Raw genomic sequence first — 20,679 nt, 5'->3', positions numbered from 1 at the left:
AACGACTACACCTGCGACCAATCCGCAGCACTGGTGCGCGGCATCTACTACTACCACTCGGTGACCAACGGATGGGGCGACATCGGCTACAACGCGCTAGTCGACAAGTGCGGCACCATCTTCGAAGGCCGCACCGGCGGCCTGCACCTGCCGACGATCGATGGAGTGCCATCTCCTCGGCGGGGCAACGGGGCAGCGGCCAGTCGCCAGCCTCGAGGTCGGCAGCGAGATCGTCGAATGCGCGTGCCGCCTGTCGGCGCCAGACGGCGTCCTGCCGCCAGGTGATGCGGGGGTACTCGTCGAAGAGCTCCCAAGCGGACTCGTTCTCGACCGGTTCATCGGCTGGTGGCACGTCGCGAGGTCGCGCTCCGCGAGAAGACTCTCTACCGGATGCTCTACGAAACCGCCGCCCGCGCCGACGAGATCCTCGGGCTCAACATCGAGGATCTCGACCTTGCCGGACGCCGTGCGCCGGTGAAGGCCAAGGGCGCGCGAGCGATGACCCGTCGCCGGGGCCAGGCCCGCGAGGACGTCGTGCTGGAAACCGTCTACTGGGACGCCGGCACCGCTCGCCTTCTGCCCCGGCGTTCCTCACCAGGCGCCGCCCCGGCCCCGGCAAGGTCCTCGGCCCCCGCGACACCTGCCCGGACACCGAGCTGGCGCGGCTGTCCTACGGCCGGGCCCGCGCCCTTCTTGACGCCCACACCGCGCTCCAGGGGCCGGGTACCGGGTGGGATCTGCACGAGTTCCGCCACTCGGCGCTGACCCATCTCGGCGAGCAGGGCGCGAGCCTGTTGCTGTTGATGGCGAAGGCCCGGCATAGGAAGCCGGAGAACGTCCGCCGCTACTTCAAACCCTCTGGTGAGGCCATCGCAGAGGTCACCAGCTTGCTGGCTCCCGGCGACAGCCGCTGGTGAGAGCGGCAGGCGGAGTGCGGGTGATCGCTGCGCTGGTGTTACGGCTGATGCGTGGTGGGCGAAGGCCTGCTCCAGCTCCTGACGGAAGCCTCGGCGCCCCAAGACCGGGGGTCCTGGGCTGCTTGGTCGTCAGGGCGTGGCGGTTGCTGTGGGGAGGAGGAGCCAGATGGTGATGTGGTGGCAGATCGCGGCGGCGGTGACGGCGGTGTGGAAGACCTCGTGGTATCCGAAGGTGCTCGGCCACGGGTCGGGCCACCGGGTGGCGTAGCAGATGGCCCCGAGGGTGTAGAGAACGCCACCGGCCAGCAGCAGCACCAGTCCTGCGATGCCGGCGGTGTGCAGCAGGTCGCCGAGGACGAATACCGCGACCCAGCCGAGGGCGATGTAGAGCGGGACACCGACCCACCGGGGCGCATGGGGCCAGGCGAGCTTGAGCAGCATGCCGCCGAGTGCTCCGGCCCAGACCACGCCCAGCACGATGCGGCCGGTGCCACTTGGCAGGGCCAGCAGGCCGATCGGAGTGTAGGTGCCTGCGATCAGAAGGAAGATCATCGAGTGATCCAGCCGCCGCATCCACGTGCGGGCACGTTCCGAGCGCCACGTGATGAGGTGATAGACGGCGCTGACACCGAACAGGCCGAGCACCCCGGCCACGTAGAGCGCCACGGCCACTGCCGTTGTCGGCGAGCCGCTGGTTGCGGCCAGGGTGATGAGCACGGTGCCGGAGGCGGCGAACCCGATCACGCTGGCCAGGTGAATCCACCCCCGCATCCGGGGCTTGACCGACGCATAGGCGCGACGCGTCGTCAAAACTTCGCTCATGCCACCAGGATACGAAGGTTTCGTGCTGCTGCTTGGTCGTGGCCGTCGATCACCGATCACCGGCCACGTCGGTGGTGAACGGGGTCCGCAGCGGGCGCAGGGTGTCCTCGCCTTGGTCTACTCGCCGGTGGTGGGGTACTGGAACGTTGCGGGGTGAGACGGGGTCGAGGAACGCGACGGGCGCCACCGGCATCCTCGTGCGGGAGCCGGGCGGATGCGCGTTGTGACGCGGCAGGGTGCCGCGCCGGTCAACGTGTGCGGAGCCGGTCCGAGGCCCGTCGCTGGGTCGGAGGGAAGTAGAGAGTTCACAGCAAAGTCCTTTCGGGAACGCTGAAGCCCACGGGCGCACCCGTTTTGGCTTCACGTGTGCGGCCAGTGGTGGCGAGGTGGTTAGTCGGCGTCGGTGAGGAACACGCGTCCTCCGCCGTAGGCGGCGAGCTGGTGGTGGGCGCGGGCGATCGCATCGTGTTCGGTGCCGGCGATCCGCGCAGTGTGCTGGCCTTCGGCATCGGTGATCTGCCAGGCATCATCGGACAACGTCCGCGCGACGTGCCGGGAGTGTCGCATCACGCCATCACCACCGCGGTGTCCTGCCGCGGTGCCGCGTTCGAGTTGTTGGTGGTCGCGAACTCCGTGCGGGGGCTGCGGGCCGGGAGTGCGCTCACTCCGGCCGCATGCAGCACGCGGTGCACGCGGGGCGCCGCGTTGACGAGGTGGAGCGGGAGTTGCCGATGGGCCGCGTAGGTGTGTGCGGCGACGAGGAGGTCGAGCCCGGCGGCATCGATGGTGGTGGCCTGGGCCAGGTCCACGAGCGTTTCCGGTGGTGCGGTCAGCACATGCGGCCAGAGCCGCTCGGCCAGCCGGGTGACTTCCGCACCGGCGAGGTCACCGTCCACTGTGAACACTGTGGATAGGGTCGTGATCAGGCAGGACATGGCCCGCATCGGGCTCCAATGCACGTAGGAGGATCCGGCGGCGTGGCGCGACGCAGAGCGTCGCGGCTGCAGGCCGCAGGCCGGAGGCCGGAGGCCGGAGGCCGGAACAATGCTCCGGGAACCCGGACCCGTGGAAACGGGCTCGGCTCAACCGGAACGGAGAGGAACTGGTGTTGCAGCAGGCTGCGTCCAGCTGGCTCGTGACGCGCCCAGTGGGGGCGTCACGACGGCGGCGAGCGTGCTGCTGAGGTAGATCGGTTCGGCGCGCCTCAACCGCACCGCAAGTGGAGGGTGCGGGAGCTATGCCGGCGAAACCGCAAGTCCCGGCCCGCACACGAGGCACGGGCCGGGAAGAAACTCAGGCGGAGTCTCAGGCCACGCGCACGGCGTCGGCCTGCGGGCCCTTGGGGCCCTGGCTGACGTCGTAGGTCACCTGCTGGTTCTCCTCCAGGCTGCGGAACCCACCGGCATCAATCGCCGAGTAGTGCACGAACACGTCCGGCCCGCCCTCGTCCGGAGCGATGAAGCCGAAGCCCTTTTCCGAGTTGAACCACTTCACGGTTCCGTTAGTCATGCGTGTCTCCTCTTGGGAGCTGAGGTATGACGGGCGACCACACCGTGCGGAAGCCCGGGCCGGAGGATCTCAGACGGCGGCTAACTCCAGCTGCGACCAAAGAAAGAAGCTCGCCCGCATCAACATCCTGCGAGCATGCACAAAACACGAACCCAGAAACAACGACCGCCACTGACCCTACACGCCACCCGGCCGCCGTCAACCCGGACGCCGCGGCGATCACCCAGCTGTGCGCGCTAGGGCCCGGCCTGGCGTGTTTCGGCGAGTGGATCTTCAGCGCTGATGATCCGCCACGCAGCAGCGAGCGGGGCGCCCTCGTCGACCCGCTGCCGGATACGCCTGAACCGCCGCGGCTGACAGCGGAAGTAACGGCGATCCCCACCCTCCGAGCGCTGCGGGCCGATCGGCCCGCCTCCTCCACGGACCGCCAGAGACCCCCAGGGCAGGGCGGATTTTCTGCAGCAGCGACCACAGAAACGTCACATCGGGCACTGGTGGGCGTCGACTACGTCGCTGCACCACCAGTCGCTCGGCGGCGCACGAGCACTTGGCCCCGACGCGCGAAGGCCTGCACGTCATCGTTATCAAGCTGGGCGATGTCGGCGGCTCGCGGACCGGCGCAGGGCGGCACCCGGCGCAATGCCCGACCCTGTCTCGAGCCGCAGGAGATGGGCGTGACAAGAAACCCCAGGTGAGCGGAGTTATGTCGCCTGATCGATGAAATCTGTGATCGCTGGAGTAGACATTCCTCGCTGGATGTGTGTAATCTTCTGCTCATCGCGAGAGAGAGAACGTCAAGTGGCACGGGAGATGACGAACTACCCGTGAGCAAGTGCAAGACGGTCAGGCGTGCCGGGGCCGATCAGTGGAAGGGGTTCCGGCAGGTGACCAAGGACAGTCGGCAAGGCACGACCGGAGCAGACAAGAAGGCCCGGAGCCGGCAGTCGCTCGAAGGAAGCAAGTCAGGAAACAGAGGAGAAGGGACGGGTTGCACACCATCGGATCGCCTGCCTCCGGCTGAGTTGCGCCGGGCGGGTACCGCAGTCCCATCGGATTGGAAGGTGGTCTTCGGTTACGCGAACGCGATCCCCGCAGTCTCCGCCTCTAGTGCGGAGCACGCGGACACAGGAGGCCGATCTCACGGTCGGCTGATGGAAGTGAAACCCACAACCCTGGGGCCCCGGTGCCATGGCACCGGGGCCCCTCATGATGCGGAGGCGCGATGACCCCAGAGACCCACGACCCGCAGACCGCGGACGAGAAGTTCGATGACGAGCACTACCCCGCCTACACCATGGGCCGCGCCGCCGAGATGCTCGGCACCACCCCGGCGTTCCTGCGCAGCCTGGACGAGGCACGACTGATCGAGCCGCAGCGCTCCTCCGGCGGGCACCGCCGCTACTCCCGCTCCCAGCTGCGCCTGGCCGCCCGCGTCCGGAAACTCGTCGACCAGGGCACCGGTCTCGACGCCGCCTGCCGCATCGTCACCCTGGAAGACCAACTCCAGGAAGCCCGAAACCTCAATGGTCCGACGCCACCGTGACGATCCCTCTGCCGAAACGCCTGGGCACCGCCTCCGGAGCGGCGGTCACCCCGCCTGAACACGAAGGCGCCCACGACACGCTGCCCACCCTCGACGGAAGGCCCACGCCGACCTGCGCGGTCGGACCGTCGCCGAGATCGAACGCGACCGCAACGTCGCCAACACCGTCCTCAGCGACGCCGACCGCATCCTGACGCACCTGCGCGCTCCACAGGCACGGACCGCTACAACGACCAGAAATTCCCCGGCTAATCACCGATCGCTTCTGGCTCGCGCAACGGCCGGTAGCCGGTGCGTGCGTACTCGGCTTCCACCGGAAATTCATACGTGCCATAGGGATTGACGTGTTCCATCAGCGCAGGTGAGACGTGCGCGAGCAGACTGCGGTCAATGCGGCCCCGACACTGGGAGAGGTGGGCGAGGGCGAGTTCGAGGTAGGCGGTGTTCCAGGTGATGATCGCGTTGGTCACCAGCGATAGGCACAGGGCCTGTTCGGTCTGCTGCTCGTGGTGGCGGCGCCGCACGGTGCCTTCGTGGGCGAAGAACAGGTCGCGACGCAGGGAGTGCAGGCTCTCTCCATTGTTGAGCTGCCGGGTGATCCGCCGCCGGTAGCCTCATCAGCGAGGTAGCGCAGGGCATACAGGGTGCGCTGAAGCCCGCCGTACTCCACCAAAGCCTGGGCAAGCGCGGAGCGCCGCGAGGAGGCATGAAGCTTGCTGACCACCAGCGATGCGGTGAAATGGCCGTACTTCAGGCTCGCGGCCAGGCGCAGCATCTCGTCCCACTGGCTGCGGATCAGCCCGATGTCAACGGTTCCGGTCAGCAGCTTGCCCGCGTTCGGGAACACACTGCACACCTCGCGTCGGGAACCGAGCCGGTACAGGGTGATCCCGCCCAGGTCGCGTATCCGCGGCGACAGGGTGAATCCAGTCAGCGCGAACAGCGAGAAGACCGTGAGGGTTTGGCCGACGGTGTCGGTGGCGTGCTCGGTGATCGGCAGGTCGGTGGCGTTGCCGAGGATCTCGTCGAGGACGTAGACGGCTTCGCGGTCCGTGACAGGGATGACCTTGGTGCCGTAGGTGGAGTGCTGGTCGGAGACGTGGGTGTAGGTGGCCACGCCCTCGTCGGCGAAGTAGCGGCTCATCGCCCGTGCGTTCAGGGACTTGCCGCGCATCGGGAACCGCTGCCCATCCGAGGACGACATGGTGCCCCCGCCCCACACCGACGCCAGCGGGAGCCGGTGGTGGTTGACGATCGCGGCGTTGGCCTCGCGCAGGGTGTCTTCGCGCAGGTACCACCCTGGTCCTGCGCCTGGCACGGCAAAGTCCCAACTGAGGCTATCGCCGAGTTCACGGCAAACGGCTCGTCCTCGGGATCAAGGTGGCCGCCTCCACCGTCTGGGAGATCCTCAAAGACGCCGGAATCAACCCGTCACCCCAACGGAGCTCGAATACCTGGGCGCCTGAATCACATCACGATCTTGAGCAGAGGGTTCACTGCTCGCTCAGCGAGACGGCCGTGAACACGTCACATTGACTCTTACCAAGCACGTGACAAACTCTCCTCTTTACGGCGGCGGGGCTGCACCCAATCAAGCCCGCCGGATGCGACGATCGATGACGCACGAGCGACCAAAAAGCCCTCGGGATCCCAGCGCAACGCCTCAGTGCTCGTCGTAGTGGTCACCGTGGACGGCGTGGCGATGACCTTCGTGGATGTAGTCAACGTGGTCACCGTGGGGGACGGCGACGTGTCCGCAGCCTTCACCGTGGACGTGCTCGTGCCCGTCGTGCGCGACGTGTTCGTCCTGCTCGCACTCGTCGTAGTGCTCGTCATGCGCTCGGTGCAGGTGTCCATCGTGCACGTAATCAAGGTGGTCACCGTGGGGAACCGCCACGTGACCGCAGCCTTCACCATGGGCGTGTTCATGCGCGGTGTGCTCACGATGCACCATTGCCATCAGCGACCTTCCGGCCAAATGGGTCTTGCCCTACGACCGAACAGCTTAGTTTCAATTTCTGTATTGCGCATATCGGCATTCGATGCGCCTCGCCTGCGAATCCCTCAGCACCACGGACCGGGAGCAGCAGCGGCACGCCCGGCTGCGGTTCACATCGGACGCAGGAACCGCTTGTTCCTCATGCCGCTAAAACAGTAGAGCCGCTGCCGCGCGGCGGATCGCGGCCAGGATCGGGTCACGTTGCCGGGACGCGAGGTAGAAGTGATCACCCCGCAGGAGCACCACGTCACATCGGCCCCGGGTGAGCTGCCGCCAGCCCTGCACCTCGACCAGGGTCGTCTCGGTGTCGGCGGCGGCGCAGAATGCCGTGATGGGGCAATTGAGCAGTGGATCCCTCGTCGGCCGGTAGGTCTCGTTCACCTGGTAGTCCGCGCGGACCACCGGCAGGAGGAGACTTCGCACCTCTGGATGCGCGAGCACGTCCGCGCGGTCGGGCATCAGCTGGGCCAATTCGGCGCACAGTTCGTCATCCGAGCCGTGGTGGAAGTCGTCCGCGCGATGATGCTGAGGCGGCTCTTTCGCCGAGACGAGGAGATGCCCCGGTTCTCGGCCCAGTTGGCGACGCAACGCCTGCGCGGTCTCGTAGGCGACAGTAGCGCCCAAGCTGTGCCCGAACAGGACGAACGGCCGGTCCAGACGATCGCCAATACTAGCGACGATGTCCTCGACAAGGTCCGGCATCGCACCACGCGCCGGTACGTTCCAGCGATCTTCCCGTCCCGGGTACTGGATCGCGCAGAGCTCGATGTCCGGCGGCAGCGACGACGACCACGACCGGAAGAAGCTCGCCGCACCTCCGGCGTGCGGCAGGCAGAACAGCCGCATCCGGGCCGCAGGCCTCGGGTCATAGCAGCGCAGCGCCGATTCCCACTGCTCCAGCACAAGCCCTCCATCGACTTGGTGTCACCGGCGATCACCGCTCGTGTTCGCCCTTGACACGGCCGTGATCGTTCGGTTCATAATTGAAAACGATTGTCGTTTCCTTTGTCCAGTGCGTTGACGCTCTGTGATCAAAATCCGACCTCTCCTGCGTCCGAAGGAGGACCATGAGCGCGACCCCGACGGCACCGTCGGTCGACCTCGATGACGTGGCCGCGGCCCTCGCCGAGGTGATGGGCGTGCCCACCGGCTCGATCGAGACCGACACGCCCCTCGTCGAGCTGGGCCTGGAGTCGTTCACCGCGGTGCGGCTGCGGCGGCGCCTTCGCGAGGAGTTCGGGCTCGATCTCCCGCTCACCGCATTCCTCGGCGCGGCAACGGTTCGCTCGATCACCGAGGGCGTGGTCGAGCCGGGTGAGGCCACCGGGTCGTTCCCGCTCACCCCGATCCAGTCGGCCTACTGGGTCGGCCGCGACTCGGCGTTCCCGCTCGGCGGGGTGGCGACTTTCTTCTACCGGGAGTACGACCGGATCCCTGCCGCAGCCCCGGAATCCGATCTGGACCGCCTGACCTCGGCGTGGAACACGTTGGTTCGACGGCATCCGATGCTGCGCATGGTCGTGGGTGAAGACGCCCGGCAGCGCGTGCTGGATTCCGTGCCGCGCTACGAGATTCCCATCACCGACCTGCGGGGCGTTGACCTGGCGACCGCCGAACGCACCGCCGCCGAGTTGCGGCAAGCATGGTCGCACCAGGTGCGCCCGGCCGACCGCTGGCCGTTGTTCGATATCCAGGCGATCCTGCTGCCAGATGGCCGGACACGGCTGTGCATGGGCATCGACGTGCTCGCACTGGACCTGGCCGGGTTGATGCAGTTGCTCGCCGAATGGGGCACCTTGGTCGAGGATCCGTCCGCAGAGCTGCCCGCACCGCGCACGACTTTCGCCGATGTGGTCCGCAAGCGGGAGTCCGACGCTGACGAGCAGCGGCGCCGGGATCGTGATCGTGCCTACTGGGCGGAACGTGCCCCGTCGCTTCCGCCCGGCCCGGTCCTGCCGTTGGCGTGCAACGTCGACCAGGTGCGCAACCACCGGTTCAGCAGGGCGTCGACGACGCTGGCGCCGGCGGACTGGGAGGCGCTGCGCGCGAGTGCGGCCGAGCACGGTCTCAGCCCGACCGGGGTGCTGCTCGCGGCTTTCGGACTCACCCTGGCTCGGTGGGGAGCCACGGAGCCGTTCTGCCTGAACACCACGCTGTTCGACCGGCCCGACGACCCCGACCTGGAATCGTTGATCGGCGACTTCACCTCGACCGCGCTCGTCGCGATGCCCGAGCTAGATCCCGCACGGTGGGCGGGTTTCGCCGACTACGCGACGCGCGCGAACCGGCAGTTCTGGGCCGACCTGGACCACCGGGCGGTGTCCGGCATGGAGGCGCAGCACTCCGCCGGGGAACCCACGACGACACCGAAGTACCCCGTCGTCTTCACCAGCGGGCTGGGACTGTCCGATGAACAAGGCAATCCGGCCGGGTGGCTCGGAGCAGAGGTCTTCGGCATCTCGCAAACCCCGCAGGTGTTGCTGGACCACATCGTCTATGCCGAAAGCGGCGCCCTGAAACTGTGCTGGGACTCGGTCGACGGCGCCTTCCCCGAAGGCTTCGTCAGCGGCATGCTCGACGCCCACACCCGGCTGCTGCACCGGCTGGCCCACGACCCCGCGGCCTGGAGCGACACCACCCTTGGCTGGGACCCATCGTTCCTGCCGGTGGAAAAGCTGACGAGTGCACCGTTCGGCCCGGTCGGCTCGCTGCTCGACGATCCGCTGCGGGCAGCCGCCGAACGATGTCCCGACGAGGCAGCTCTCCTGGACACCGAGAATTCACTCAGCCACAAGGAGATTTCGTCGAACGCTGCGCAGACGGCTGCTGTGCTCGCGTCAGCCGGTGTCGGTCCGGGTGATCTCGTCGCGGTCTCGGTCGAGAAGAGCGCGGCGCAGATCACCGCGATCCTCGGGGTGTGCGCCAGCGGTGCGGGATATGTTCCGGTCGAGCCGTCGTGGCCGGGGAACCGCATCGCCTCCGCCTGCGCCCAGGCCGGCATCCGGCATGCCGTGGTAGGCCCCAGCACACAGGTGGAATGGCCCGAAGACGTCACGGTGCACCGCTTACCGGAAAGCGGCGCGCTTCTCGATGAAGCGGCGGAAACGCCGGCGTTGCGGCGGCCGGAACCAGAGGACCTGGCCTATGTCATCTTCACGTCCGGCTCCACCGGGCTCCCCAAGGGTGTCGCGATCGAGCACCGGGCCGCCCGCACCACGATCGACGACCTCGTCGACCGCTTCCCGATCGGCACCGAGGACCGGATGCTGGCGCTGTCGGCGGTCAGCTTCGACCTGTCCGTGCACGACATCTTCGCCGTGCTCGGGGTCGGCGGAGCTCTGGTGCTTCCCGACGCCGAGCGGCAGCACGACCCGGGCCATTGGCTGGAACTGATGCGTCAGCACCGGGTGACGTTGTGGAATACCGCTCCGCCGTTGATGGAAATGCTGGTGGAGTACGCCGAGGTCGACCCCGAGCTGGCCCGGGAGGCGTTCGCACCGCTGCGGTTGGTGTTCCTGTCCGGGGACTGGATCCCAGTCACACTGCCGGACCGGCTTCGCGCGCTCGCCCCGAACGCGCAGATCGTCAGCCTCGGCGGCGCGACCGAGGCGTCGATCTGGTCGATCTGCCATCCCATCGGCGCCGTGGAGCCCGGGTGGCGCAGCATTCCCTACGGTCGCGCGCTTCGGGGACAGCTGTTCCACATCCTCGACGAGCACGGCCGCCCGCAGCCCGTCGGCGAGCCCGGTGAACTGCACATCGGCGGCGGCGGCCTGGCGCGCGGCTACGTCGGGGATCCGAAGCAGACCGCCGACCGGTTCATCACCCACCCGCAGCTGGGCCTGCGGCTCTACCGCACCGGTGACATGGGGCGCTGGCGCCACGACGGGACGATCGAGTTCCTCGGGCGGCTGGACCGGCAGGTCAAGATCCGAGCACATCGCATCGAACTGGGTGAAGTCGAATCCGTGCTGGACCGGCTGTCCGGGATTCGCAAGTCGGTGGCGCTGTCGGTGCCGGGCCCCGACGACAGGCCCCGCCTGGTGGCCTACGTCGTCCGACATGCCGACGCCAAGATGACCGATGAGGACATGCGCCGGCGCCTGCGCGAGAACCTTCCCGAGTACATGGTGCCCACCCGTTTCGTCACGATGGACGAATTCCCGGTCACCGCCAACGGGAAGATCGATTACAAGGCGTTGGAGAACCCGTACCGACGAGATGCCGCGAACGATGCCGCCGGTGTGCCCGTCGCGACTCCTGCGGTGGCCGATTCGCGGCCCGATCTCGAAGCCGACCAGCCCGTCGAACGGAGTGTCGCGTTCGGGTTCGACGCGGCGCTCAACGACGCCACCGCCCGCGGCCTGGATGTCGCGATCACTTTCTCGCCCGGCGCGTTGTCGCTGGCAGATGCGCTCTCCGCGGCGGGTGAAGGCGGCAAGCAGCTGCTGTCGGCCGCCGTGGCCGCCGGCCTGCGCACGACCGAGCGGTTGCGGGACGGGGCCCTCCTCGAGCTCACTTTCACCCGCGACGCGGCTTCAGCCGCACCACTGGCGGTGGTCCCGTCGCCGGCTGCCGCGCCCGCTACGCCACCACCCTCTCCGCCGCCTCCGGCAGCATTGCCGAGGCAGGCGGCGGAGGCCGAGGCGGCCGTCCAGCAGGTGTTCGGCGAGCTCTTGAAGTCCGATGTGGACCCCACGACCCAGTTCTTCGAGCTGGGCGCAACGTCGCTCACCCTGGTCCAAGCCCAGCGCAGGCTCAGCGCGGAACTCGATCCGAACCTCACGGTGGTCGACTTTCTGGCCAACCCCACGGTCCGCGACCTGGCCGCAGTGATCGCGCAGCGAACGGAACCGGCCCCCGCTCGGCCCGCCTCGCCGGTTTCGGGCCGCCGCGCCGCCCGCGCTCGCGCAGCGGAGTTGGCCCGATGATCGCCGTCACGGGTCTGGCCTGCCGCTTCCCGGGCGCGTCGGATGCCGCTGCGTTCTGGGACATGCTCGTCGCGGGTCGCGAAGGGCTCACCCGCTTCACCGAATCGGAGCTGGCGGCCCGCGGTGTTCCGCAGCGGCTGCGCGCCCGTCCGGACTACGTGCCGGTCGGCGGGCTGATCGACGGACAGGACATGTTCGACCCCGAGCCGTTCGGCCTCACCGATGCCGAAGCCGCGCTGCTCGATCCGCAGCAACGGCTTTTCCTGGAGGCCGCGTGGCAGGCGCTTGAGCAGGCCGGGTACGGCTGCGGGCTCGGTGCCGGGTCGGTCGGGGTTTTCGCCGGGGCCGCGCACAGCTCCTACCTGGCCAGCAACCTCGCCGACCGGTGGAGCCCGACCGGTGGCGGTGCCGATCCTGTGGGCAGCCTGCAGACCGCGATGGCCACGCACGCCGATTACCTGCCGCTGCAGGTGGCCTACCGGTTGAACCTGACCGGCCCGGCCATAGCGATGAACACGACGTGCTCGACGTCGCTGGTCGCCGTGCACACCGCTGCGCAGTCGCTGCTCAACGAGGAATGCGACACCGCCGTCGCGGGTGGCGTGTCGCTGATCGTGCCGCAGGGACATGGCTACCTGCACGTGGCCGAGGGCATCTACTCCGCCGACGGCAAGGTGCGGCCCTTCTCCGCTGACGGCAGCGGCATCGTCTACTCGCAGGGTGTCGGCGCCGTCGTGCTGCGGCGGCTGGCCGATGCGCTGGCCGACGGCGATCCGGTGCTGGCTGTGCTGCGCGGTTCGGCGGTCAACAACGACGGCGCCGACAAAGCCGGATTCACCGCTCCGTCACTGCGCGGGCAAGCGCGGGTGATCGCCGAGGCACAAGTCATCGCCGATGTCGATCCCCGGCAGATCGGCTACGTCGAGGCCCACGGGACCGCGACGCGGCTGGGCGACCCGGTCGAAACTGCTGCGCTGCGGCGGATCTTCGGCGACTCCGGTCCGGCGTGGTGCGGGCTGGGGTCGGTCAAAAGCAACATCGGGCACGCCAACACCGCGGCGGGCATCGCCTCATTCATCAAGACGGTGTTGGCGGTCCAGCACGGGATCCTGCCGGCGTCGCTGCACGCCGAACCGGTCAACGACCTGCTGCAGCTGGCCGGCTCACCATTCGAGGTCATCACCGAGACCAAGCCGTGGCAAGGCCCGGAATTCGCCGGCGTCAGCTCGTTCGGCATCGGCGGTACGAACTGCCATGTCGTGCTCGGCCCCGCGCCCAACCAACCGGCATTGCAACCGGATCCCCGCCCACAGATCTTGACGGTGTCCGCGCACAGCCGCGCCGCCGCTGAGCAGACCGCAGCGGCCATCGCCGAAGCCGAATCGCTGGATGCGTCGGATCTCGCCCACACACTCCAGTCCGGACGACCGGTGCTGCCCTTCCGCGTCGCCAGGGCCGTGCGCGACGGTGATCTCGCGGCTTTGCGGAACGGGGCTGCGGTGCAAGCCCTGTCCGGCCAACCGCGCGTGGTGTTCGCCTTTCCCGGTGCCGGAAGCCAGTACCCGGGCATGGGGTCGCGGCTTTACGCCGAGGAATCGGTGTTCCGGGACTGCGTCGACGAATGCGCCGAACTGCTGCATCCCTTGCTGGGAGCCGATATCCGCGAGGCTGTGATCGGCGAAGCCGCGCAGGAACGCGTCCGCGACGCGGCCTACGGCCTTCCCGCTCTGTTCGCGGTGTCCTTGGCGACCGCCCGGCTGCTCGGCTCCTGGGGCGTGCGACCGGACGTGGTGCTCGGGCACAGCCTCGGCGAGTACACCGCCGCCGTGGTGGCCGGTGGTCTCTCACTTCCGGACGCCGCCCGCCTCGTCGCGGTCCGCTGCACCAGGGCCTCTCGTGCCGCAGGTAACGGGAGCATGCTCGCGATCCAGCTCCCGGAAACCGAAGTGGCCGACCTGCTCACCAGCCACCCCGAAATCGACCTCGCCGCGGTCAACGCACCGGATTCCTGCGTGGTTTCCGGACCGCGACCGGCCGTCGAAGCACTCGCCGCCGGCTTGGACGACAACAGCCGATCGGCATTGCTCCACATCGACGCGGCACTGCACTCGCGGTTGGTGGAGCCCGCGATGCCGGCGCTTCGGGCCGCCGCCGAAGGCCTGCCGCCTCGCTCACCGGCCGTGCCGATGGTCACGACCGTCACCGGCACCTACGCGGATGCGGAGCTGAGCACGGCAGACCACTGGGTTCGCCAGCTGCGGAACACCGTGCGGTTCTCCGATGCACTGCACACCGCCGTCGACCACGAAACCCCGGCGATCGTGCTGCAGGTCGGGCCGGGCAGTGCGCTCGCCGGCCTCGCGCGGCGCAACAGTCTCGCCGCGCTGCACACCGCTCTGACCACCTTCACCACGGAAGAGCCCGACGAGGTGATCTCCATCCGCGATGCCGTCGGCCAGCTGTGGGCGCACGGGCACGACGTCGACTTCGCCGCTCAGCACACCGCGCCGCGTCGCCGAATCGCCGCGCCGGGTTACGCCTTCCAGCGGCGGAAGCTGTGGATCGATCCGACCGAACCCCGCCAGGCCCGCACCGAAGTCGAGCCCGATCCCGCAGAGCCGCTGCAGATCGCGCGCTGGCAGCAGCTTCCGCCGGCCGATCAACCAGCCTCCTTGCCTGGACGCTGGGTGCTCGCCGCTGCTGCAGACGATGCCTTGGCCGCTGCTGTGCAGCGGGAGCTGAAGACGCAGGGCGCCGACTGCGTCACCGTCGACGAACTCAGTGGCGTCACCGAGCCCGGCGCTGGTGTGCTCGTGCTCGCAGACGGCGCCGGCGAGGATGTGACGACCGGAATCCTCCGCCACGCCGAACTGGCGCGTGCCCTTTCCGAACTGGAACCGGTGCCGCCGCTGCTGCTGCAGGTCACCAGGGGCGCTGAACAGGTCGACAGCCAAGACCGGCCCGACCCTGTGCAGGGTGCGCTTCGCGTTCTCCCACGGGTGCTCGGCCAGGAACTGCGCGGCCTGCGGTGGCGCACGCTCGACCTTCCGACCGGCTCGGAGGACGCCGCAGCAGTCGTGGCGGAGCTCGCCGACCTCAGTGACACGGAGCGATCCTCCGGCTCGGAAATGGCGGTGCGAGGCGGTTCGCGGTGGCTGCGGACGATCGTGCCGTGGCGGCCGCGCAGAGCCATCCCCACACCGCAGACCGGTCGGACCGCGCTGATCACGGGTGGGCTGGGCGATGTCGGGCTGACCGCAGCCGAACACCTCGCGCACAACGGGTACCGAGTCGTGATCACCTCACGCACCGGTCTGCCCGCCCGGCCGGAACCCGGCAGGGCCGCGGAACAACGGCATCAGGCCATCCAGCGGCTGACCGCAACTGGCGCCAGGATCGAGGTTCGTGCGCTTGATGCCGCGGATGTTCCTGGCACGACGGCACTCCTGCAAGAACTGTCCCGAGAAGGGTGCCTCGACGTCGTGATCCACGCGGCGGGCGTCGTCGCGACCACCGCGGCGACACCACTGCGGGAAACCACCGCTGAGCACATCACCGCGCACATCACCGCCAAGGCCGGCGGAGCGCTCGCGCTACGCGCGGCGATCGACGAGCTTCCGGCCGAGCTGCGGCCTCGCACGGTGTTGCTGATGTCGTCGGTGACGACGCTGGTCGGTGGCATCGGTATGGGCCCGTACGCGGCGGCCAACGGCTTCCTCGATGCGCTGGCGATGTCCGCCGGTGACGGCTCGACCCGTTGGGTGAGCGCGGTGTGGGACGGCTGGCGGGTCGGCCCGCTGGGCTCGGAGCGCACGGTCGTGCTCGACCACGCGCTGGATGCCGAGACCGGTATGGCCGCGCTGGACCGGCTCCTCGCCGGCGCGACGCCGCCGGTGGTGGCGGTCGCCGCTACCGGGCTGGCCGACCGGATGGCGCAGGCCGCCTTCACCGAACGCGGCGAGACTGCCGGGAACCTGGCCGATCCCGTCGAAGGCGCGGTCGCCGAGCTGTGGAGCGAGCTGTTCGGGTCGCCGGTGACCTCGGCCGATGCGGATTTCTTCCTGCTCGGCGGGCATTCCCTGCTGGCGACGCGGATGCTGGCGGCGGTGCGGGAGCGCTTCGGCGTTGATCTGCGGCTGCGCGATCTGCTCGCCCAGCCGACCGTCGCTGCCATCGCCGCCCGCATCAGCACAGCCGGTCCCGCACCTGAACCCGCTCCCCCGCTGACGGTGGAGGCCACGGCCCCGGACGGCACGTTCCCGCTGACGCGCGTGCAGCACGCCTACTGGGTGGGCCGCGACGGCGGCTACGAATGGGGCGACGTGCCCTGCCACTTCTACCTGGAGTACGACTGCCAGGGCCTCGACGTCGACAGGTACGAACGGGCCTGGAACCAGGTGCTCGCGCGCCACTCCATGCTGCGGACCATCATCACCCCGCAGGGCGTGGCGAAGGTGCTCGACGACGTGCCCGCCTACCGCATCCGCGTGCACGACCTGACCTCGCTGCCGGACGAGCGCAGGGCGGCCCGGCTGGAGCGGCTGCGCGAGCGCATCAGCCGCCAGCCGGGACCTGCGGATCGGTGGCCGCTGGTACAGGTCCAGGCGGCGCGACTGCCCGGTGGCCGGGTCCGGTTGTTCATCGGAGTGGACGTGCTGATCTGCGACGCGGCGAGCTGGTGGATCATCGACCGCGAGCTACGGCACTTCTACCGGTCCCCGGATCAGCCGCTGCCGGGCATCGGCGTCGACTTCGCCTCGTGCGCGGCGGCGCTGGAGCAGCGGCACCAAGGCGAACGCGGGCAGCAGGCCGCCGCCTACTGGCGCGACAAGCTCGACTCGCTACCCGGCGCCCCCGCGCTGCCTGTGTGCGAATCCGAGGCGCCGACGCGATTCGTCCGGCGGGCCGCGACACTGGAACCGGACGACTGGGCCGCATTGCAGGCCGCAGCCGCCCGGCACCGGGTGACGCCCACGGCCGCACTGCTCACCGCCTACGCCGAGACGCTTTCGGCGTGGTCCGGCAGCGACCGGTTCTCGATCATGCTGACGTTGTTCGACCGCCCGGACATCCACCCGCAAGTGTCCGAAGTGGTCGGTGACTTCACGTCGCTGGTGCTGCACGCGGTGGACCACTCCCGGCCCGCCACCTTCCTGGAACGGGCTCGGGCCGCGCAGGCCCTGCTGTTCGCCGACCTGGACCACCGGGACTTCTCGGGCCTCGAAGTGCTGGCCGAGCGGTCGTCCCGCCTCGGCCGCCGGGGCTCGGTGCCCGTGGTGTTCACCAGCGCGCTGGGGCTGCAGGACGTCATCGGCGCGGAACACGACCCGGAGTGGGCCGGCACCCAGGTGGCGGCGCTCAGCCAGACGCCCCAGACACTGCTGGACCACCAGGCGCTGGAACAGGGCGGACAGCTCTTGCTGCAGTGGGACGCTCTCGAACCGGTCCTGTCACCGGATCAGCTCGACTGCGCCTTCGCCGACTACGTCCAGCGCGTTGAGCAGCTGGCCACCGATCCGTCCGCATGGGACGGCGCGGACGTCGCCGACGAGGACATCGCCTTGCCTGTCCGGCCGAGCGGTGGTCGGCACACGCTGTTCCTGATGCACCCGTCCGGCGGTGACGTGGTGTGCTACGCCGAACTCGCCCGGCTGCTCGACGACCGGGTCGACGTGGTGGCGCTGACCGATCCGGAGCTCGTCGACGGCCGCGGCGCCACCGACATCGGTGGGATGGCCGCGCGCTTCCTCGACGTGGTGCGCCGGACGCAGCAACACGGCCCCTACCTGCTCGGCGGCTGGTCGATGGGCGGTGATCTCGCGCAGGAGATGGCCCGCCGGCTCCGCGCGCTTGGTGAGCGGACCGAGCTGCTGGTGATGCTCGACTCCAACGACCCGAGCTACATCACGCACATCGACGGCACCGCGGACGAGGTGGAGCTGGCCGTCATCCGGCGTTTCCTGGGCGCGCTGGAGGGATTCGTCGGCGCCGACCTCGGCGTGGGCCCCGATTTGGGCGCCTCGGCGGTCATCGAGGCGATCCGGGAGCTCCCGGCCGATCAGCGCTGGGACGAGATCGACCGGCGGCTGCGGGCCGCCCGGCTGCTCGGGCGCCGTGACAGCGCCCGCCGGCGGGTCTCGGTGTTCGGTCGGCACCTGCGGGCGCTGGCCGACCACGAACCCGGGCGGCTGGACGACAAGAGCACCAGGACGCTGCTGGTCCGTGCTGATCGCCCGGCACCGCGCAACTCCGGCGTGGGCATGGGCGTCGACGACACCCCGCCCGGCCTGGCGGACCTGGGCTGGGGCCGCCACCTGGCCGGCCCGCTGGACGTGGTGGGCGTCGACGCCCACCACTACTCGCTGCTGAGCCCACCGGCGATCACGCAGGTGGCGGCAGCGATCAACGAAGCGCTGAAAACGGCGCTGGACCGGCTCTGATCCACCCCCCGTGCGTCTTCTGCCACGGCCGGAAGGCGCACGGATCCCGAACCGACGAAGGACCTCGATGCAACGACGACAGTTCGTCCTCGGCGCAGCCCTGGCCACCGCACTGGTGGCCACCGGTTGCGCCGCCAGCAGCACTCCGGGCACGAGCACCGACACGCTCCGCTACGCGGCGGTCGGCGCTCCGGCGGCGGCCAGCAACGATCCGCACGGCGGGCTCGGCAACGAGTCCGACGCCATGCGCTTCGCGCTGCTCTACGACGTGCTCACCGTGCCCGGTGCGGACGGCAGCACCCAGCCCCGGCTGGCGACATCCTGGACGCCGGACACGACCCTGACGCGCTGGACTCTCGTGCTGCGCCCGGACGCGACCTTCACCGACGGTCGGCCGGTGCGGGCCGCCGACGTGTTGTTCTCGCTGCGCCGGATGCAGGACAAGGCCGCCGAGAACTACGGCCGGATGGCCATGTTCGACCTCGCTGCGTCCACTGTGGTCGATCAGCACTCACTGAACCTGGTGACGCACAAGCCGTTCGCCGAGGTCGGCAAGGCGCTGGAGTCTGCGACCTTCGTGGTCCCCGAGGACAGCACCGACTTCTCCCGCCCGGTCGCCGGTTCCGGCCCGTTCCGGATGGCCGGCGGCGACGCCGCCAACGCCGTGCTGGAACGCAACGATCGCTGGTGGGGTCCGCGCCCGCCGCTGCGGCGCATCGAGATCCGCGCGATCGCCGACCCCCAAGCGCGGGCCGACGCGGTCGCGGCCGGGCAGGCCGATGTGGCCGGCAGCGTGAACCCGGCGACCGCGCGGCAGTCCGAACAGGACGGCCTGCAGGTCGTGCACCGGCCGGCAGTGACGGTGTATCCGGTGGTCATGCGCCTGGACCGGGCTCCGTTCGACGACCCCCGGGTGCGCGAGGCGATCAAGCTCGCCGTGGACCGCAAGCAGTTGGTGGACACCGTCTTCCTCGGCCAGGGCGCGATCGGCAACGACCTGCTCACCCCGGCCGATCCGACCGCCCCGGCGCCACCGCAACGGGCGCGCGAACTCGACCGGGCACGACAGCTGCTGGCCGACGCCGGGCATGCGGGCGGCTTGGACCTCATGCTGCGGACGACGACGGCCTATCCGGGCATGGACACCGCCGCGACGCTGCTCGCCGACCAGCTCAAGGCCGCCGGCATCCGGGTCCGGGTGCAGGTGGAACCGCAGGACACCTACTGGACCCAGGTCTATTCGCAGGCCGACTTCTACGTCAGCTACCTCGGCGGGATCCCGTTCCTCGACCTGGCGCGGGTGGCGTTGCTGTCGACGTCGCCGACGAACGAGACGGCGTGGTACCGGCCGGACTGGGACCGCGGCTTCGACGCGGCCCTCGCCACGCCCGACGAAGCCGGGCGCGGCGCGCAGCTGGGCCGGTTGCAGCAGCAGGTGCGTGACGAGGGCGGCTACGTGGTGTGGGGCGCCGGCGACGGCCTCGACTTGGCGCGCCCGCAGGTGGCGGGGCTGCCCACGGGGCCGGGGTTCCAGCGGTTGTTCATCGACCAGGTCCGGATCAACGCCACGTGATCCCGTCACTGCTCCGCTCGACCGCGCGCAGCGCCCTGTTGCTGCTCGCGGTCGCCGTCCTGGTCTTCGCCGCGACCGAGCTGCTGCCCGGCGACGCGGCGCAGGCCAGGACCCGTGGCCGGGCCAGCGATGCGGAGCTGGCCGGGCTGCGCGCGCAGGCCGGGCTGGACGATCCGGTGTGGCAGCGCTTCGGCCGCTGGTTGGCGGGTTTGCTGCGCGGTGACGCCGGTCGGTCGCTGATCAGCGACCGACCGGTGTCGGACCTGATCGCCGAACGACTGCCCGCGACGCTGCTGCTGACCGGTCTCGCATTGGCGGTCGCGGTGCCGCTGATGCTGCTGGTGGCGTGGGCGGGCAGCTCGCCGCGCTTGCGGGCTCCGGCGAGCGGTGCGATCGCGGCTGCCGCCGGCGTGCCGCAGGTCGTGGTGGCCGGAGCGCTGGTCGCACTGTTCTCCGGGCTTCTCCATTGGTTGCCCAGGGTTTCGCTGCTCCCCATTGGACAGTCGCCGTGGCGGCAACCAGAACTCCTGGTACTGCCGACGCTGTCCCTGGCTCTGCCGGCCGCGGCGTACGGCGCGGGCGTGTTCGCCGGAGCGGTGGCCGACGTCCGGCAGTTGCCTCACGTCGGCGACGCCGTCCTGCGAGGTGTCCCGCGCTGGCTCGTTGCGGCACGGCACGTCCTTCCTCTGCTGCTCGCACCGCTGCTGCGCATCCTCGCGATCATCGCCGGTGGGCTGATCGCGGGGGCAGCCGTGGTGGAGACCGTCTTCGGCTACAACGGCTTGGGCGAGCTGCTGGTCAGTTCGGTCGCCAGCCGCGATGTGCCGACCGTTCAGGCCGTGGCGGTGCTCGGTGCCACGGTCGTGCTCGCCGGGCTGTGGCTGGCCGACCTGATTCCGGGCGGCACCGGATGAAGCGGACGATCTGCGGCCTTTCGGTCGCCGT

General features: G+C 69.6%; 13 protein-coding genes and 2 pseudogenes. 7 read left to right on the top strand and 8 right to left on the bottom strand.

Features of this window, described 5'->3' with window-relative positions:
- Positions 1-285: pseudogene (locus AB0H93_RS42265) on the top strand (hypothetical protein); the annotation flags it as partial.
- A gap of 60 nt (positions 286-345) precedes the next feature.
- Positions 346-765, top strand: coding sequence for a hypothetical protein (locus AB0H93_RS42260; RefSeq protein WP_358582123.1), 420 nt, complete (start codon positions 346-348; stop codon positions 763-765).
- A 281-nt stretch (positions 766-1,046) separates the two neighbouring features.
- Here the strand turns inward: AB0H93_RS42260 and AB0H93_RS42255 are convergent, their stop codons facing one another.
- From AB0H93_RS42255 to AB0H93_RS42235, 5 genes are all read right to left on the bottom strand, one after another.
- On the bottom strand, positions 1,047-1,739 hold the full coding sequence (locus AB0H93_RS42255) for a hemolysin III family protein (protein WP_358582121.1): 693 nt from the start codon (positions 1,737-1,739) through the stop codon (positions 1,047-1,049).
- A gap of 49 nt (positions 1,740-1,788) precedes the next feature.
- Positions 1,789-1,926 (bottom strand): hypothetical protein, encoded by a 138-nt coding sequence (locus tag AB0H93_RS42250; protein WP_358582119.1) that lies wholly within the window; start codon positions 1,924-1,926, stop codon positions 1,789-1,791.
- 203 nt (positions 1,927-2,129) lie between these two features.
- A complete protein-coding gene (locus AB0H93_RS42245; protein WP_358387629.1) occupies positions 2,130-2,309 on the bottom strand; it encodes a hypothetical protein in 180 nt (59 codons plus the stop codon).
- Positions 2,306-2,644: an STAS domain-containing protein gene (locus AB0H93_RS42240; RefSeq protein ID WP_358582117.1), complete on the bottom strand. Its 339-nt coding sequence runs from the start codon at positions 2,642-2,644 to the stop codon at positions 2,306-2,308. Before AB0H93_RS42240 ends, AB0H93_RS42245 begins: the two co-directional genes overlap by 4 nt.
- 400 nt (positions 2,645-3,044) lie before the next feature.
- On the bottom strand, positions 3,045-3,248 hold the full coding sequence (locus AB0H93_RS42235) for a cold-shock protein (RefSeq protein ID WP_358582115.1): 204 nt from the start codon (positions 3,246-3,248) through the stop codon (positions 3,045-3,047).
- Positions 3,249-4,470: 1,222 nt separating this feature from the next.
- Between AB0H93_RS42235 and AB0H93_RS42230 the strand changes: the two genes are divergently transcribed.
- Positions 4,471-4,791: a MerR family transcriptional regulator gene (locus AB0H93_RS42230; protein ID WP_358582113.1), complete on the top strand. Its 321-nt coding sequence runs from the start codon at positions 4,471-4,473 to the stop codon at positions 4,789-4,791.
- Positions 4,792-5,039: 248 nt separating this feature from the next.
- On the opposite strand, the pseudogene AB0H93_RS42225 reads toward AB0H93_RS42230, so the two are convergent.
- The 3 genes and pseudogenes from AB0H93_RS42225 to AB0H93_RS42215 all read right to left on the bottom strand — a co-directional run bounded on the left by AB0H93_RS42225 (position 5,040) and on the right by AB0H93_RS42215 (position 7,693).
- Positions 5,040-6,109, bottom strand: a pseudogene (locus AB0H93_RS42225) (transposase).
- Between the two features lie 345 nt (positions 6,110-6,454).
- Entirely contained in the window at positions 6,455-6,751 is a 297-nt protein-coding gene (locus AB0H93_RS42220; RefSeq protein ID WP_358582110.1) for a hypothetical protein, read from the bottom strand.
- Positions 6,752-6,937: 186 nt separating this feature from the next.
- Entirely contained in the window at positions 6,938-7,693 is a 756-nt protein-coding gene (locus AB0H93_RS42215) for an alpha/beta fold hydrolase (RefSeq protein ID WP_358582108.1), read from the bottom strand.
- A gap of 164 nt (positions 7,694-7,857) precedes the next feature.
- Here AB0H93_RS42215 and AB0H93_RS42210 point away from each other — a divergent pair, with 164 nt between their 5' ends.
- The 4 genes from AB0H93_RS42210 to AB0H93_RS42195 all read left to right on the top strand — a co-directional run bounded on the left by AB0H93_RS42210 (position 7,858) and on the right by AB0H93_RS42195 (position 20,648).
- Positions 7,858-11,721 (top strand): amino acid adenylation domain-containing protein, encoded by a 3,864-nt coding sequence (locus AB0H93_RS42210; protein ID WP_358582105.1) that lies wholly within the window; start codon positions 7,858-7,860, stop codon positions 11,719-11,721.
- Entirely contained in the window at positions 11,718-18,161 is a 6,444-nt protein-coding gene (locus tag AB0H93_RS42205) for an SDR family NAD(P)-dependent oxidoreductase (RefSeq protein WP_358582102.1), read from the top strand. Before AB0H93_RS42210 ends, AB0H93_RS42205 begins: the two co-directional genes overlap by 4 nt.
- A gap of 67 nt (positions 18,162-18,228) precedes the next feature.
- Positions 18,229-19,734 (top strand): ABC transporter substrate-binding protein, encoded by a 1,506-nt coding sequence (locus tag AB0H93_RS42200; RefSeq protein WP_358582100.1) that lies wholly within the window; start codon positions 18,229-18,231, stop codon positions 19,732-19,734.
- A complete protein-coding gene (locus AB0H93_RS42195) occupies positions 19,731-20,648 on the top strand; it encodes an ABC transporter permease (protein ID WP_358582098.1) in 918 nt (305 codons plus the stop codon). The genes AB0H93_RS42200 and AB0H93_RS42195 overlap by 4 nt, the downstream gene beginning before the upstream one ends.
- Positions 20,649-20,679 lie beyond the last annotated feature (31 nt).

Origin of the sequence: Saccharopolyspora sp. NPDC050642 (assembly GCF_040654735.1) — a bacterium.
GTDB classification, from domain to species: Bacteria; Actinomycetota; Actinomycetes; order Mycobacteriales; family Pseudonocardiaceae; genus Saccharopolyspora; species Saccharopolyspora elongata.
The sequence above is the reverse complement of the archived record's forward strand: the minus strand, read 5'-3'. Positions and strand labels throughout refer to the sequence as shown.